The sequence below is a fragment of the Niallia sp. FSL W8-0951 genome (assembly GCF_038006525.1).
Classification (GTDB): Bacteria; Bacillota; Bacilli; order Bacillales; family Cytobacillaceae; genus Niallia; species Niallia circulans.
This window is the reverse complement of record NZ_JBBOVK010000001.1, coordinates 1,831,170-1,847,008: the sequence shown is the minus strand read 5'-3', so window position 1 is coordinate 1,847,008 and position 15,839 is coordinate 1,831,170. Positions and strand designations below refer to the sequence as shown.

Sequence of the window (15,839 nt, the reverse complement as noted above, 5' to 3'; positions counted from 1 at the left end):
TCGACTGAGGTGAGCGATAAATGCTATCAGATAAAATGAAATTAACAGCAAAAGATATTTTAGAAAAAGAATTTAAAACAGGTGTAAGGGGCTATAAACCAGAAGAAGTTGATAAGTTTTTAGATTTAATTATTAAAGATTATGAAACCCTTCACCAAGAAATTGAAGAACTGCAGCAAGAGAATTTACGTTTAAAGAAGCTGGCAGAGGAAGCTAGTCGTAGACAGCCTGCTCCAACGACAGCCGGAACTACAAACTTTGATATTTTAAAAAGGTTATCTAATTTAGAAAAGCATGTATTTGGAAGTAAGTTATATGATTAATGTTTTTAAACTTTCTATGCAGTATTATAGTTGAAAAGCTAATAATTTCCTATAATAACCATTGCATTAGATAGGTAAAACAACTATAATAGCTATTGTATCAATAAAACGCTTTGGTAATCGCTGCAAACCTTGTTTGTAGAGGAAAGTCCATGCTCGCACAAGCTGAGATGCTTGTAGTGTTCGTGCCTAGTCAAAAAATAAGCTAGGGCAGCATCTTTATGCTGACGGCAGGGAAAATACCTAAGTCTTCGGATATGGTATGAATACTTTGAAAGTGCCACAGTGACGTAGCTTTGTCAGAAATGACAAGGGTGGAACGAGGTAAACCCCACGAGCGAGAAACCCAAATTATGGTAGGGGAACTTTCTCTGAGGAAATGAACGGAAGAGAAGGACAGAAATTATTTTCTGTAGATAGATGATTACCGCCTTAGTACGAGATGAAAAGTCGCATGAGTACAAAGGAACAGAACATGGCTTATAGAGCGTGATATTGATTATAATGATAATAACATGACAAAGGGTGACACGTAGATTTGTGTCTGATATGCTGGGAGAATTTTTTTCTAATCAGTATGTCATTCATATAATCTGGTCATCCTTTTTATATGGAATATACATACTAATTTGAAGCTATAGAACAAGCAATAATGATACATAAGAAAATACAGCTAAAATGATGATAAAGGAGTCGTTATGAGAAATTTTGACTTAATAGCTACTGCAGCAATGGGACTTGAAGCAATAGTTGCAAAAGAGGTAAGAGAGCTAGGCTATGAATGTTCGGTGGATAATGGTAAAGTTTTATTTAAAGGCGACGAAAAGGCAATTGCAAGAAGCAATATGTGGCTTCGTACTGCTGATCGTGTAAAGATTAAAGTTGCTGAATTTAAAGCAACAACCTTTGATGAACTTTTTGAAAAAACAAAAGCGATAAAATGGGAAGAATATCTTCCAGTAAATGCACAATTCCCGGTTTCAGGTAAATCTGTCAAATCAAAGCTTTTCAGTGTGTCAGATTGTCAAGCAATAGTTAAAAAGGCGATTGTTAATCGGATAAGCACTCATTATAAGAAAACAGGTTGGCTAGAGGAAAACGGCGCGTTATTTAAGATTGAAGTTGCTATTTTGAAGGATATTGTTACATTAACGATTGATACTTCAGGACAAGGACTCCATAAAAGGGGGTATCGCGCAGGACAAGGGGAAGCACCTTTGAAAGAGACACTTGCTGCTGCTTTAATTTTATTAACTAATTGGACAGCGGATCGACCTTTTGTAGATCCTTTTTGTGGATCTGGTACCATTCCAATTGAAGCAGCTTTAATCGGGCAAAATATCGCACCAGGCTTTAATCGTGATTTTATCTCGGAAACATGGGATTGGATGCCAAATGAAGTATGGGAAGAGGTACGTCAAGAAGCAGAAGAAAACGCAAATTATGATCAACCACTTGAAATCATTGGAACTGATATCGATCATCGGATGATTCAAATAGCGCAAGAAAATGCTTTTGAAGCAGGACTGGGAGACCTTATTACCTTTAAGCAAATGCAAGTAAAAGATTTTACCACAATGAAAGATAATGGTGTTATTGTAGGCAATCCGCCATATGGAGAGCGGTTAGGAGATAAACCGTCTGTTCAAAAAATGTATCAGGAAATGGGACAAGCATTTGCACCACTTGAAACATGGTCTATTTATATGCTTACAAGTGATGAAGAGTTTGAAACACATTATGGCAGAAAAGCGACGAAAAAACGCAAACTATTTAACGGATTCATTCGAACAGATTATTATCAATACTGGGGCAAGCGAAAAAGAGACTAACACATAAAGTCTGCTTTTTAGAAAGTTACATCTTATAAATAAGTATATTTTTTGAGTAACAGTATATATTTATTCTATACGTAATTTTCTGGAGGGAAGTTTTATGAAAGATAGTAATATAGATTATACAAAAATAATCGGTGCGTTAAATTCTTCGGTAAATCTAATAGAAGAAGAAGGTATTGCTGATCAAGCTGTTTTACAGCAATTATCAGCAGCACAACAAATGGTTCAGCAGGCCATGACTTATTCCTTATCAAGAGATAGAGGATAAGAAAAAGCAGGACGAAGATATTCCAAAATAATTAATAATGAAATGATGTAAGAGAGGGTGCCTGATTCTTTTGGAGGCAACCCTCTTTTCACTTGAATATTGCAGTCAAATTGACTATGATTAAGGTTCGTCATGAAAAAATTAAGTAAATTATTCATTGCTTATTAAATAGATAAAGATTAAAGACAAGCAGCATAATTCGTAGGTCGGAGGGGTTTACATGCAAAATAGCATGCCATTTGAAGTATCAAAAACAGAATCATTTTATGAGAAGCTGGGAGAGTGGATTGGCGATGTCTTTTATGACATTCTTCCAGAAGCAGGTTATGAACTACGAGATGAGCAAGTATATATGGCTTATCAATTAGAAAAAGCGTTTAAGGAAAAGAAAACAATTTTTGCAGAGGCTGGAGTAGGAACTGGAAAGACCTTTGTCTATTTATTATATAGCATTTGTTATGCCCGTTATGTAAACAAGCCTGCCATTATTGCTTGTTCAGATGAGACGTTAATTGAACAGCTAGTAAAAAAAGAAGGCGATATTGCAAAGTTAGAGCAGGCGCTTGGATTAAACATTGATGTTCGTTTAGCTAAATCACGAAACCAATATTTATGCTTAACTAAACTGGATCAAAAAATTACATTGGAAGATACGTATAATACAATTTATGACAGCCTTCCAGATTTTGTGCACGGAACAGGATCATTACAATCTTTTTCACCATATGGAGACAGAAAAGATTATCCAGATTTAAATGATAAGGATTGGGAAGGGGTAGCATGGGATTCCATGCAAGATTGTTTTACTTGTGATAAACGCCATCGCTGTGGGCAGACATTACATCGAGATTATTATCGTAATGCTAAAGATTTAATCATCTGTTCCCATGATTTTTATATGGAACATATTTGGACAAAAGAAGCTAGAAAAAGAGAAGGACAGCTTCCTTTATTACCTGATAGTGCTTGTGTTGTTTTTGATGAAGGACATTTATTAGAATATGCTGCCCAAAGTGCATTAACATACAGATTGACAGAGCAAAACTTAGAAAATCTATTAACACGTTTAATGGCAAACGATGTACGTGAGAAAACCCTAAATATTATTGAGGAAACTATTTATCAAAATGAACAGTTTTTTAGAGAACTAACAGATGCATCCTATAAAACAGAAGGTTCAGATAAACAGGAAATCAAAAAAACAGATCGAGTAATCCAAGCAGGTAAAAAATTGGCAGGCTATATTTCTGAGCTAGAAGAAGAGCTTGTCTTTGAAAGTGAAATGTATGTTATCAATGAGTATGACTTAAAAGTGGTAGAAGAGTATTTAGAGCAGATTTCTCATTCGTTAGGTCTATTTTTAAAGGAAATGAATGGAATAACCTGGTTTGAGGAAAATAACGGGGAAAGAACGCTTGTTATTATGCCAAGACTTGTTCAAGATATTATGCAAGAAGAAGTATTTAGTCAACAAAAACCGATTATCTTCTCTTCGGCAACATTATCTGAGAATAAATCCTTTGAATATATGGCCAAAAGTATTGGCGCAGCTGATTATTTATCGTTTTCTGTTGATTCTCCGTTTGATTATGAAGAGAATATGGCTGTATATATTAAGTCATTCAATCAGAATGAAGACACAGAAAAACAAGCATATTGTTATGAAGAGTTAATAAAAGCAGAAGGTCGATCTCTTGTTCTTTTCAATAGTAAAGAAGATTTAGCTAGGTTTAAGGACAATCTGCCAAAGGAATTTTCCTTACCGATATACTTTGAGGGGGAAAGAGAAATTAGTACCCTTGTTTCAAAATTTCAAAATGAGGAAAATTCAATCCTTTGTGCAGTAAATCTATGGGAAGGACTAGATGTACCTGGAAGATCATTAGAAAACGTATTTATCTATTCTTTGCCATTCCCTCCAAATGATCCGGTTTATAAAAGTAAGCGTGAAAATGTAGAAAATCCTTTTCTAGAAGTTGATTTGCCATATATGGTTTTAAGGCTGCGTCAAGGTGTTGGTCGCTTAATCCGTACACATGAAGATAAAGGTACGATTCATATATGTATGGATGCAAATGTAGCAGGCCTAGTAAAGAATGCTGTAATAGAGGCTTTACCAGTAACAGCAATGTAATTGGTTCAATAATAAAAAGGCTCATAAGAAATTCTAAGTTGTTATCGAACAATGCATGAATAATCTTATGAGTTTTTTTGTATGTTCATTCTTTTATAGGATGGGCCGATTCTGCAAGGGATAACTACAAATCTTCTTTATTAGGAAGAAAAAGTATACAATTATACAAGGTTTTCAAGGCACATTCATCTAATTGTTCGGTTTTATATTTGCTTGGATTACTTATGTCTCAACTCCAAACAATATGTTAAGATAAAATCATACAGATAAGAAAAGGGGAGAGTATATTGTCTATTAATCAAAAAGAAATGGAAGAACAATTTATAAATTATGTGAAGAAGATAGGGGCTTACAATGAAGCACTTGCTCTAATTTACTGGGACTTACGTACAGGTGCCCCAAAAAAGGGAGTAGACCAACGAACAGAAGTAATCGGTGTCCTATCCTCTGAATTATTTGAATTATCAACTTCTGAAGAGCTAGAGTCCTATCTTACTGTCCTTTCTGAGGAAAGTATCCAAGCTCAATTATCACCAATTACAAGAAAGACAGTTGAAGAAATGAAAAAGGAATTTGATCGCAATAAAAAAATTCCTGCAGAGGAACATAAAGAATATGTGATGCTCCAATCAAAAGCGGAAAGTGTATGGGAAGAAGCGAAAGAAAAAGCGGACTTTTCCTTGTTTCAGCCTTATTTAGAAAAATTAGTAGAGATGAATAAACGATTCATTGAATATTGGGGACATAAAGAAAATAAATATGATGTTTTATTAGATATGTATGAGCCTGGTATGACAGTTGCTGTTTTAGATGAAGTATTTTTAGATGTAAAAGATAAAATTATACCGTTAGTTCATAAAATTGCGGCTTCAAAAAATCCCCCGACTACTGATTTTTTATATCAGACATTTCCAGCAAAAAGTCAAGAGGCATTTAGTCTTGATGTATTAAAACAAGTAGGATACGATTTTGACGCTGGACGTTTAGATAAAACGGTGCATCCATTTGCGACTGGAATCAATCCTGGCGATGTTCGAATTACAACTAAATATGATGAATCTGACTTTAGAGTGGCGGTTTTTGGAACAATCCATGAAGCAGGTCATGCACTGTATGAACAAAATATTTCGAAAGAGCTTATCGGAACACCATTATGCACAGGTACCTCAATGGGTATTCATGAATCCCAATCACTATTTTATGAAAATTTTGTGGGAAGAAATCTTGCGTTCTGGAAGCATAATTATGAAGCTTTGAAATCATTTGCTAATGGTCAATTTGATGATGTGAGTGTCGAAGACTTTTATCGAGCTATTAATGAATCCAAGCCGTCATTGATTAGAATTGAAGCAGATGAGCTAACATATCCATTACATATTATGATTCGTTACGAAATTGAGAAAGGCTTATTTGATGGTGATTTCGAAGTGAAGGATTTGCCGGCGATATGGAATGAAAAGTATCAATCTTATTTAGGGGTAGTTCCTGAAAATGATGGAGAAGGAGTACTCCAAGATGTGCATTGGGCAGGGGGAAGCTTTGGATATTTTCCATCCTATGCTCTAGGCTATATGTATGCTGCCCAACTAAAGCAAGTGATGGAAAAAGATATACCTGATTTTGATGCTTTATTAGAGCAGGGTAACTTGCTTCCTGTTAAAGAGTGGCTGAATGAAAAAATTCATCGTTTTGGGAAAATGAAAAAACCGCTCGAAATATTAAAGGATGTAACAGGGGAAGGATTAAACGCCCAATATTTAATTGATTATTTATACAAAAAGTATAGTGATGTTTATCAACTAGATCTGTAATAAATATATTCCTCAATCGTGATAATATAACTTAACTTTTGGGGCATGTTTTTTATAAAAGTAGCTCTCAATAAACCAGAATATAAGCAAAACGGTTAAACTTCTCTCGTTTCCGCACATATTCCACAAATGATAAATATACTAATATATGTTTATGAAGAAGTGGGTGTGATTTATATGGTAAATTATTATTGTAGCTACTGCCTGACTATCTATAAAGAAAAGACAATATGTAAATGCTGCGGGCATAAAGCGGAGAATCTAATAAAAATAGAAGTACAAAGCCATACGGATAGTAAGTAAACAGTAAAAAAAGCAGAAGAAAATGTTTATTCTGCTTTTTTTCGTTTGTTCTATGATAATATGCAATAAGAGTGATCATCATATGGAAAATAACAAACTAGTTATGAGACAAAAAAATTCTGCAAGCTAAAAGATTCTTGAAACAATCCTTTAATTCTCTAAAATTAGCACTATGTTTAATTGACCAATATTTTGAAGTGAAATCGGCAGGGTTAGAGCCTTATCAAACCCTGACAGCTTCGTTTGACCTGCTAAAACAGTAGGCGGTGTAATATCCATTTCAATTCCACTTTGAGATACAAATGTAGATAAATTTCCAGCAAGCATATTACCTAATTCCCCAGAGAAAGATTCCAGCATTGGCCCTTCCAAGAACATTCCATACATGGATTCGCCAATCTTACCAAAAACCTGTTCATTTCCGTCGATAATAATTCGACCACGGAAATCACCTGTTAATCCTATTAAAACCCCTAAAGATTGTAAAATAAATGGTGATACAGTTAAACTTGGCTTCTCAATTTGTTGTTCGCAGGGAATAACACCTTTTACAGCTTCTATAGTTGCGTTTAAAATTTCAGTAGTACTTTTTGTTAATGTCACTTACTATTCCCCCATCCGTATGATAAAAATATCTTATCATAAATTAGACCTATTTTGTTTATATTTTTTTCGGTAAATAGGTTGTTTTTCATGGTACATATTTCCTATTTTTGTTGATATATCAGGTCTTTTGGGAAAAAATACTAAAAATTGAATAACTTTTTTCTTATTGAAAATGATTTTCAATAGTGATATTATTTAATTGAGATAGAGAATTATTCTCAGCTAAAAAGATAGGGGTGTAACGAATGATTGCTTTTCCAATTGGTTTGACACTTATCAGTTATTTATTTGTTATGAAATACGTTTTACATAATACTATAAAAGCTACGAAATAATAGAAATAACTAATATAAAAGGATTGTATACTGTTTTTTCATTTCAGCACTTTTTACCTGCTTGTAGGAGTGCTGAAAAGGAGAAACAGTTTTTTATTTTTATTTAAACAATAATAATCGAAAAATATTTTCTTATCTTAACGTCAAAAGTATCAGAAGTCCTCGAATAATAAGGAAAATGGACCAAGTTTATTTTGTCTTCGCTTTCAACTTTCAGTTTATTTTACTTTATTGTTATGTGGAAAATAGTTAAAATAAAAGAAATACATAGATGAAAAGGAGTATATCATGCTTTCAACGAATATAGACACATTACATAAATGGGCAGCATTTTACCAATATTTTTTGGCATATGATGATCAACAAACTGCGCAAAGATTACAAGAGCTTATTAAAAAAGCGACAAGACAAGAATTTATTGCAACTTTTTGTGGACATTATTCTGCCGGGAAATCAAGCATGATTAATAACCTAGTTGGTACAACAGTTTTACCAACAAGTCCTATTCCCACAACAGCCAATATAATCCGAGTAAAAAAGGGTGGCAAGCAGCTGAAAGTTTTATACCATTCTAATCAAGCAGATGTTTACAAAGAAGTGCTTGATATCAAAACAGTTTTACAGGCAGCAGAAAGAGTGGAAAATATAAAAGAATTAGAGGTTCAATTAGATACGGAGCTGCTAATAAAAAATGCTATTTTAATGGATACCCCAGGAATAGATAGTACAGATCAAGCTCATCAATTAGCAACGGAATCTAGTATTCATCTTGCAGATATTATTTTTTATGTAGTTGATTATAATCATGTTCAGTCGGAAATCAACTTTGACTTTACAAAGCAGCTTGTGGAGTCAGGTAAGAAATTTGTGTTAATTGTTAATCAGATGGATAAACATCGAGAAGCAGAAATTTCGTTTGCAGATTTTAAGCAAAGTGTATATGATTCTTTTTTATCTTATGGGATAAAGCCAGAGAAAATATTCTTTACCACCTTAATCGAAACGAATTCTTTCTATCAAGGATTGAAAGAATTAAAGAACTATATTATGAGAAAAATGGAAGAACAAGAATTAATACTGCCTTACTCTCTGGAAGAATCCTTTCAAAAGCTATATAAAGATCATATTTCCTTTATAGAAACAAAGAATGCTGAAATAATCGCTCCCTTCGAGGACCAATTATTAGAATTAACAGAAGACGAGTATCATTCTTTAGAAGCAACCTTAGAGACAACCAAAAAAGCCATCCAAACAATGGATGAGGATGAAAATAAAACAGTGATGTCATTAGAAAATGAGTGGCATTCGATTATTAAGAATGCCTATATCATGCCATATAATCTTCGGGAACTAGCTAAATTATATCTAGAATCAGAACAGAAAAATTTTAAAATTGGCCTATTTGGCAGTAAAAGCAAAACGCAAAGGGAAAGAGAAGATAGACTTTCAACTTTTTACATAGAATTGGAAAAGCTTGTTCAAATTCAATTAATAACACCATTATCTCAGTTTTTTGAGAAACAGGGTAAGGCAGAGTTCTTTTCGCAAATTAAAGGACTTACATCTATTTTAAGTACCCAGACATTAAAAGCGTTAGTAAATAAAGAGGCACAGCTTTCCGAAAATTATGTTCTAGTCTATTGTGAAACAGTTGAAAATGATTTGAAGCAGTCTTTCAGAAAAGAAATCACCCAACTCTTTAATCAATGGAAAGAACAACGACAGCAGCAATTACAGAAAGAAAAAGAAAATCTTTTAAAAGAAGAGAAGAAATGGCAAGAGTTTGTAAACTGTAAGATGAAAAAAGAGGAGATGGAGACCAAATGGCAAGAGTGGAAAGAAGAGCTTGAACATCTTTGTGAAATACAAAACGTGGATGCGAGCATTTTGCGAAGGTTACTTGAAACTAACGAGGAAGAGATAACTTATCGGTCACTATCCTCTCCTAAAACAAAAACCGTACAAAAGAATATAAAACCTGCTGAAGTTCAAAAACAAATCGAAAGTAAGGAAATGGATACAGATTTATTATTAAAACAGCTGCGTTTTTTAAGCAGCAAGCTACAACAAGTAAAGGGATTTGCGCATATAGCGAAAAATTTATTCCATAAAGCTGCCATTATTGAAAATCGAACATATACTATATGCTTATTTGGAGCTTTTAGTGCTGGAAAATCTTCATTTGCCAATGCATTACTTGATTATCCCATTTTGCCTGTGTCACCAAACCCAACAACTGCTACAATAAACAGAATATTACCAATTGATGACGAACATCCACATAAAACAGTTATTGTTAAATGGAAGTCAGAGTCAGAAATGCTTAGAGAAATAAATGACTATTTACAGCTAGTGAAGGAAGAGGCAAGTTCTTTAGAAGCTGCACAAAAGATAATAAACACGCTCGCGGCTAATCCAATGGAGAGATATGCCAATGAATTTCGCTATCTTCAAGCTTTCCTAAAAGGGTATTCTGACCATCGTCATTATTTAGGCAGTGAGATCAACATTGAATTAGAAGAACTTGCAAATTATGTGGCAATAGAAGAGACCTCTTGTTTTGTGGCATCCATTGATGTTTATTTTGATTGTAAGATTACGAGAAAAGGAATAACACTTGTTGATACTCCAGGAGGAGACTCCATTAACAGCAGACATACGGAATTAAGCTTTGAATTTATGAAAAAAGCGGATTGTATTTTTTATGTCAGCTACTATAATCATGCATTTTCCAAAGCAGACCGCGCGTTTTTAATGCAGCTTGGACGATTAAAGGATGCTTTTGAAAAAGATAAAATATTCTTTGTCATTAATGCAATTGATTTAGCAAAGAATGAAGAAGAGCAAGCAGCAGTAGAGGAGTATCTACAAGAACAATTGCAATTATACGGGATACGTTCGCCAAGAATTCTTCCTGTTTCTAGTCTCTATTATAAGCATGATGTTTATGGAAAGTGGATGAAAAAAGCAGAAGAGCAAATGTATGACTTTATCGAACATGAGTGGCTGTCCATGATGCTTCAATCTGCTCAGAAAGATTACGTGGAAACAATAGATTTATTAAAAAAATTGGTAGAATCAACTTTTGCGAAAAAAGAAGTAGCAGAACAAGAGTTATCGAGATTGAAGGAGGAAAAACGGATCATTCTATCTCAAATAGAAAATAAAGATTTCCAGGATACACTGGCAAAATTCAAAATGGAAGTAGAGGAACAATTGTTTTATTTAAAGCAAAGAGTGATGTTTCGTTTTCATGAATTAATGAAGGAAGCTTATCATCCATCAATCTTACGAGGAGACAATAAGAAAAGGGAATTATCGCTTGCGACTACTTCGTTTCTCATTCAATTGAATTTTGAATTTGAACAAGAGTTACGAGCAGTAAACCTAAGACTAGATCAACTCTTTTATAAACAAAGAATAGAAGGTTATGAGGAAGTTCGGCATTTGATTCAGTCTATTAATGAAGAAATTCGTTTACAAGAAGAAATAGAAAGAGAGTTAGAATCTAATATAACTTTCCATGCCCCTTTTAAAGAATTAGATACTATCCTTAATAAAATTGGCATGAAATATTACAAAAATCCGAAGAGTTTTTTTGAAAAGAATGAACGAAAGAATATGGGAGTAGAAATGGAACAATTGGTTGATGAGCATGGTAACATATATATAAAAGAACAAATTAACTCCTTTTTTGCTATTTATAAAGAATTATTTGCACAACATTTTGATATACTTCTTGTTAATCTAAAAGAACAAGTAGCCGAATATTATGATGGAAAAACAGCGTTATTAACTGAACATGAAAATATTGAAAAACTAGAGTGGATTATTAAAGAATCAACACAAACAGAGTTTGCGCAGCAAACGAACTAGAAATGAGAACAGTAGTGGAGGAATAATGATGGAATTTGTAAAAAGTGTTGATTGGTTAAATAAAAACATAGATCAGGATGCGATTAGAGTGATTGATTGTCGCTGTGATTTAAAGAATCCTGATGCAGGTTCAGAATGGTATAAAAAAAGTCATATCCCAAATAGTGTTTATTTTCATCTGGAAAAGGATCTTTCCGATCCAATCAGTAATCATGGGGGACGGCATCCATTGCCAGCCATAGAAGAGTTTGTTCATAAGTTAGAAAATATAGGGGTTGGTAAAGATACAACAGTCATCGCCTATGATAATGGAGAAGGGGCATTTTCCGGAAGACTTTGGTGGTTAATGAACTATATAGGTCATTCGAAAACATATATTTTAGATGGTGGCTATAAGGAATGGCTAAAGAAGGACTATCCGACCTCACAAGAAGTCCCTGCATTTTCAAAGAGTAATTTTTCTCCTCTTATTCAGTCTCATATGATTGCCACTTATGAGGAGGTTTTAGCACTAGTAAAAACAAAAGACCAAGATAAGATATTGATTGACTCTAGAGAGCATAAAAGGTATACAGGAGAAATAGAGCCAATTGATAAAAAAAAGGGACATATCCCAGGAGCAATAAACTTTGTATGGACAGAAGGGATAGAGAACGGCTTCTTTTTAACAGAAAGGGAGCAAAAGAATAGATTCTCTTCTCTAGATGCGAATAAAGAATATATTGTCTATTGTGGTTCTGGCATTACTGCTACTCCTAATTATATTTCCTTAAAAATGGCTGGACTAGATAAGGTCAAGCTTTATCCAGGCAGCTTTAGTGATTGGATTTCTTATGAAGAAAATGAAATTGAAACCTGTTCGCCAATTGACTTGAAAGAGGAAAATTCCCTTTGAAAAATATGGAGAATAAGACTATCTTTTGATGAATACGGGAAATGAACAAAAATAGAGCCAAACATTCAAACTTTTAAGTGATTGTTTGGCTTTATTTCCTTGCGGCGGATCCGAATGCTCTCGCTAGTTTTTTAGAGGCTGTCCTCAATATTTATATTCTATTATTTATCTATAGTGTACTTACCTATGAATGACTAAATTATTTTGTTTATATTGTTTGAAATTCAACCGTCCCCCTTTTTCTAAAGGCGCATTTTTCATTAGGGAATAAGATAATAAAAGAAAAACGATTGATAATCCAAATAAGATGGTAACAAATTTTAAATGATGCTCCAAAAATGTAGTTATTAAAGAGCTCATGTCACCAAAAACTACGGCAATTGTTCCGATTATTAGCAGTATTGTAGATACAGCGAGTAAAAATGCTGTGCCATAATTAAACCAAACTGTCTTTGCTATCATTCCTAAACTAAATAAAAAGAAAATCCAAGAAAAATCTATCCAAAAATAAATAAGCCAGTTCGTGGTATGGATGAATTTTGCGAAATGAAAAAGATAATTGCTGCTTGTTAATAGGGTAGTGAAAAAATAGAATAAATTAAGAATTACTCCACCCAAAACACTATAAATGACTGCGGAAAGATAGAAAGCTAATACAAACTGCTTTCTCGTCCCTCCTAATGAAAGGATATATTGATAACCACTAAAATTAATAAATGGGTATAAAAGAAAAACGACAAATAGGGGACCGAACAAGATAAAGGAACCAGATTCTGCTACACCCATATATCCTAGAACATTATAAAAAACAAACAGAGCAAAAGTAATAAAAACGTTGATATAAAATGTCATGCTCATTTCGCGCATCATTAATCGGAATGGTCCTGTAAAAGTATTCATATTTTTTGTCCCTCTTTTCTTGTTGTATAGTTAACAAGATAATCCTGTAATTTAGCTTTTTCTATAGTAACACCTGCATCTTTTGCTTTGGATATCCAGTTGTCCGAATAGACGTCGTCCATCATCACAGTCATTTGTTTTCCGAGTTTTCTTTTCTCTAAAATGGGATATCCTTCTATTAAAGGCTCGATTGCTGAAGCTAATCCAGATAAATGAATCCCACGACTCTTTAATTCTTCTGTTTCCTCATATCGTACGATTGTCTGCTCGTTAATGACGGCAATTTTTTCACACAATGCTTCCATTTCATCAATATGATGTGTCGATAAAATGATTAAACGTGGATCTTCTTCATACGTATTTAAAAGTGCGTTATAGAACTGTTTTCTCATATGAGCATCCAGTCCATTTGTAGGTTCGTCCATGATCGTTACAGGTGATTTACTAGCTAACCCAAGGATGATTTGTAACATCGTTTGCATTCCTTTAGAAAAATTCTTGATTTTCTTTTTTCGTGGAAGTTCGAAAAGAGAAACCAGCTGTTCGGCTAAATCTGCATCCCAGTTTTTATTAAATAATGGACCGAAATATAAGGCATCTTCGACATTCCAAAGAATAGAGAATGGATGATTTTCTTGTATATAAGTGATATTGTGCATTGTTTCTGTATTATTATATGGGGTAATCCCACTTACATTGATTCTTCCAGCATCAATATTCTCCATACCCGCTAAAAGTTTCATAAACGTTGTTTTACCAGAACCATTTCGACCCCAGAGCCCCATGATGATTGGTTCTGTTTCCTCTATACTTACATTCCGCAGAGCAGGCGTATTTCCATATGAAAAAGAGACATTTTCGAGTTTAATCATGCTTATAATCCTCCTTAATTATTTTTAATAATTCTTCTTTTTTTAATTCAAGACGCTTTGCTTCCTCAAACATTGGTTTTAAATAATCGTTGTAGAATTCTTCTTTTCGCTTTTCAAGTAACTTTTGCTTAGCATCTTTAGAAACAAACATTCCAACTCCGCGCTGCTTATATACATATCCAGCTTCCACTAATGCAGCAAGCCCTTTTTGTACCGTTGCACGATTCACTTGATAAAATTTAGAAATTTCGGTGGTGGATGGAATTTGGTCACCTTCTAACAACTCACCTTCGACGATTTCATTTGCAATCATATCTGAAATTTGCTGGAAAATAGGTTTTGAGTCATCAAAAACAGCTTTCACGATCTGCCCCTTCCTTATATTGTTGATTGGTTGATTAGTTGTGTAATCAACTATAAAACAATAACAAAATATTGTCAATATACTTAAGCGGATATTTATTCTTTTAAGTAAGTAATAGAAAAAGAAAAAGCTACCAGCCACAATTTTTGGAGATTCTGTTATAATGAACTAATGGATATAAAGGAGAGATGCATTTTGAACAAGGAGAAACAGGCAAACCTAATGTTAGTAGATGGAATGGCGCTATTATTTCGTGCATTTTTTGCTACAGCAGTAACAGGTCAATTTATGGTCAATACAAAAGGAATTCCAACAAATGCGATTCATGGTTTTGTAAAACACTTTTTCACAGCGATTGAACATTTTAATCCCTCTCATGTGGCGGTTTGCTGGGATATGGGGAGTACAACATTTCGCACAGAAATGTATCCTTCGTATAAAGCGAATCGTTCGGAAGCCCCAGTTGAACTCATTCCACAATTTGATTTAGTAAAGGAAGTTGTCGAAAGTTTTAATGTACCGAATATAGGTGTAGCAGGATTTGAAGCAGATGATTGTATAGGAACGATCGCAAAGCAAATGAAAGGGGAAGCAAATGTCATTATTCTTACAGGAGATCAGGATATCCTTCAATTATTAGATGACCATATTTCCGTAGCTCTATTAAAGAAAGGCTATGGTAATTATATGCTTTATACACCTTCTAGTTTTCAAGAAGAAAAAGGAATAACGCCAAAACAAATGATTGATTTAAAAGGCTTAATGGGCGATACAAGCGACAATTACCCAGGAGTAAAAGGCATTGGCGAAAAAACAGCATTGAAGCTGCTGCAAGTTCATGAGAATATCGAAGGAATTCTAGCTAATTTATCCCTTCTTACAAAGGGACAACGAACAAAGATTGAAGCGGATCTTGAAATTCTCCATTTAAGTAGGCAATTAGCAGAAATTAAATGTGACGTACCAGTGAGCTGTTTGTTAGAAGAAAGTTATCTAAATATCAATCCAGAAAGTGCAGTAAAAAAATTCGAAGAGCTAGAGTTTAAAAGATTTCATCATTACGTAGAAAAGAAAGAAGCACTTACTTTATTTTAATAACAGATTAACCCAAAAGATTAGGCGGAATGTTAATGGAATGTTTCGTATAATCTTTTTTTATTCGTTTTGTTTTTTAAAGGGAAACTAGACATTTACATTTTTACAGCATAACTTTTTCTGTTCCTTTGTTCTATGTCTATATAAATTTGTAAGAAGGGGGAAAAGAATAAGAGAAGCTGGATGAGGCTTTAATACAGCCCCATCCTCATAGCGAGG

Annotated in this window: 12 protein-coding genes and 1 other RNA gene; 9 read left to right on the top strand and 4 right to left on the bottom strand. The window is 33.8% G+C overall.

Features of this window, described 5'->3' with window-relative positions; all coding sequences use genetic code 11:
• The first annotated feature begins 20 nt into the window (after positions 1–20).
• The 6 genes from gpsB to NSS71_RS09200 all read left to right on the top strand — a co-directional run bounded on the left by gpsB (position 21) and on the right by NSS71_RS09200 (position 6,374).
• The gene (gpsB, locus tag NSS71_RS09225; RefSeq protein ID WP_047940407.1) at positions 21–323 is read left to right on the top strand and encodes a cell division regulator GpsB; all 303 of its coding nucleotides are present in this window, start codon (positions 21–23) and stop codon (positions 321–323) included.
• A 108-nt stretch (positions 324–431) separates the two neighbouring features.
• An RNA gene (gene rnpB, locus NSS71_RS09220) (RNase P RNA component class B) lies at positions 432–811 on the top strand.
• 210 nt (positions 812–1,021) lie between these two features.
• The gene (locus NSS71_RS09215; RefSeq protein WP_144544890.1) at positions 1,022–2,155 is read left to right on the top strand and encodes a THUMP domain-containing class I SAM-dependent RNA methyltransferase; all 1,134 of its coding nucleotides are present in this window, start codon (positions 1,022–1,024) and stop codon (positions 2,153–2,155) included.
• A 103-nt stretch (positions 2,156–2,258) separates the two neighbouring features.
• Positions 2,259–2,429, top strand: coding sequence for a hypothetical protein (locus NSS71_RS09210; RefSeq protein WP_156485380.1), 171 nt, complete (start codon positions 2,259–2,261; stop codon positions 2,427–2,429).
• A 220-nt stretch (positions 2,430–2,649) separates the two neighbouring features.
• Complete coding sequence (locus NSS71_RS09205; protein ID WP_047940409.1) at positions 2,650–4,563, top strand: ATP-dependent DNA helicase; 1,914 nt, start codon at positions 2,650–2,652, stop codon at positions 4,561–4,563.
• Between the two features lie 308 nt (positions 4,564–4,871).
• On the top strand, positions 4,872–6,374 hold the full coding sequence (locus tag NSS71_RS09200) for a carboxypeptidase M32 (RefSeq protein WP_369988352.1): 1,503 nt from the start codon (positions 4,872–4,874) through the stop codon (positions 6,372–6,374).
• A gap of 453 nt (positions 6,375–6,827) precedes the next feature.
• On the opposite strand, the gene NSS71_RS09195 is transcribed toward NSS71_RS09200, so the two are convergent.
• Positions 6,828–7,280 (bottom strand): chemotaxis protein CheX, encoded by a 453-nt coding sequence (locus NSS71_RS09195; RefSeq protein WP_047940411.1) that lies wholly within the window; start codon positions 7,278–7,280, stop codon positions 6,828–6,830.
• 626 nt (positions 7,281–7,906) lie between these two features.
• Between NSS71_RS09195 and NSS71_RS09190 the strand changes: the two genes are divergently transcribed.
• Together NSS71_RS09190 and NSS71_RS09185 are read left to right on the top strand one after the other, a co-directional pair.
• Positions 7,907–11,494 carry a dynamin family protein gene (locus tag NSS71_RS09190; protein WP_047940412.1) on the top strand — a complete coding sequence of 1,196 codons (3,588 nt, stop codon included), beginning with the start codon at positions 7,907–7,909 and terminating at the stop codon, positions 11,492–11,494.
• Between the two features lie 28 nt (positions 11,495–11,522).
• Positions 11,523–12,389, top strand: a complete 867-nt coding sequence (locus NSS71_RS09185) for a sulfurtransferase (protein WP_047940413.1) — start codon at positions 11,523–11,525, stop codon at positions 12,387–12,389.
• A gap of 180 nt (positions 12,390–12,569) precedes the next feature.
• Here the strand turns inward: NSS71_RS09185 and NSS71_RS09180 are convergent, their stop codons facing one another.
• From NSS71_RS09180 to NSS71_RS09170, 3 genes are read right to left on the bottom strand one after another with little or no spacing between them, the layout of a single operon-like run.
• Complete coding sequence (locus NSS71_RS09180; RefSeq protein ID WP_047940414.1) at positions 12,570–13,289, bottom strand: hypothetical protein; 720 nt, start codon at positions 13,287–13,289, stop codon at positions 12,570–12,572.
• Positions 13,286–14,161, bottom strand: coding sequence for an ATP-binding cassette domain-containing protein (locus NSS71_RS09175; protein WP_095259077.1), 876 nt, complete (start codon positions 14,159–14,161; stop codon positions 13,286–13,288). The genes NSS71_RS09180 and NSS71_RS09175 overlap by 4 nt, the downstream gene beginning before the upstream one ends.
• Positions 14,154–14,525 carry a GntR family transcriptional regulator gene (locus tag NSS71_RS09170; protein WP_047940416.1) on the bottom strand — a complete coding sequence of 124 codons (372 nt, stop codon included), beginning with the start codon at positions 14,523–14,525 and terminating at the stop codon, positions 14,154–14,156. Before NSS71_RS09170 ends, NSS71_RS09175 begins: the two co-directional genes overlap by 8 nt.
• Positions 14,526–14,747: 222 nt before the next feature.
• Between NSS71_RS09170 and NSS71_RS09165 the strand changes: the two genes are divergently transcribed.
• Positions 14,748–15,620, top strand: coding sequence for a 5'-3' exonuclease (locus NSS71_RS09165; protein WP_235844428.1), 873 nt, complete (start codon positions 14,748–14,750; stop codon positions 15,618–15,620).
• Positions 15,621–15,839 lie beyond the last annotated feature (219 nt).

What these genes read in the sequence shown, in the direction of transcription:
- NSS71_RS09200 (WP_369988352.1), top strand. Translation starts at nt 4,872, where the DNA reads ATGGAAGAACAATTTATAAATTATGTGAAGAAGATAGGGGCTTACAAT.
- gpsB (WP_047940407.1), top strand. Translation starts at nt 21, where the DNA reads ATGCTATCAGATAAAATGAAATTAACAGCAAAAGATATTTTAGAAAAA.
- NSS71_RS09175 (WP_095259077.1), bottom strand. Translation starts at nt 14,161, where the DNA reads ATGATTAAACTCGAAAATGTCTCTTTTTCATATGGAAATACGCCTGCT.
- NSS71_RS09185 (WP_047940413.1), top strand. Translation starts at nt 11,523, where the DNA reads ATGGAATTTGTAAAAAGTGTTGATTGGTTAAATAAAAACATAGATCAG.
- NSS71_RS09205 (WP_047940409.1), top strand. Translation starts at nt 2,650, where the DNA reads ATGCAAAATAGCATGCCATTTGAAGTATCAAAAACAGAATCATTTTAT.
- NSS71_RS09180 (WP_047940414.1), bottom strand. Translation starts at nt 13,289, where the DNA reads ATGAATACTTTTACAGGACCATTCCGATTAATGATGCGCGAAATGAGC.
- NSS71_RS09210 (WP_156485380.1), top strand. Translation starts at nt 2,259, where the DNA reads ATGAAAGATAGTAATATAGATTATACAAAAATAATCGGTGCGTTAAAT.
- NSS71_RS09165 (WP_235844428.1), top strand. Translation starts at nt 14,748, where the DNA reads ATGTTAGTAGATGGAATGGCGCTATTATTTCGTGCATTTTTTGCTACA.
- NSS71_RS09190 (WP_047940412.1), top strand. Translation starts at nt 7,907, where the DNA reads ATGCTTTCAACGAATATAGACACATTACATAAATGGGCAGCATTTTAC.
- NSS71_RS09215 (WP_144544890.1), top strand. Translation starts at nt 1,022, where the DNA reads ATGAGAAATTTTGACTTAATAGCTACTGCAGCAATGGGACTTGAAGCA.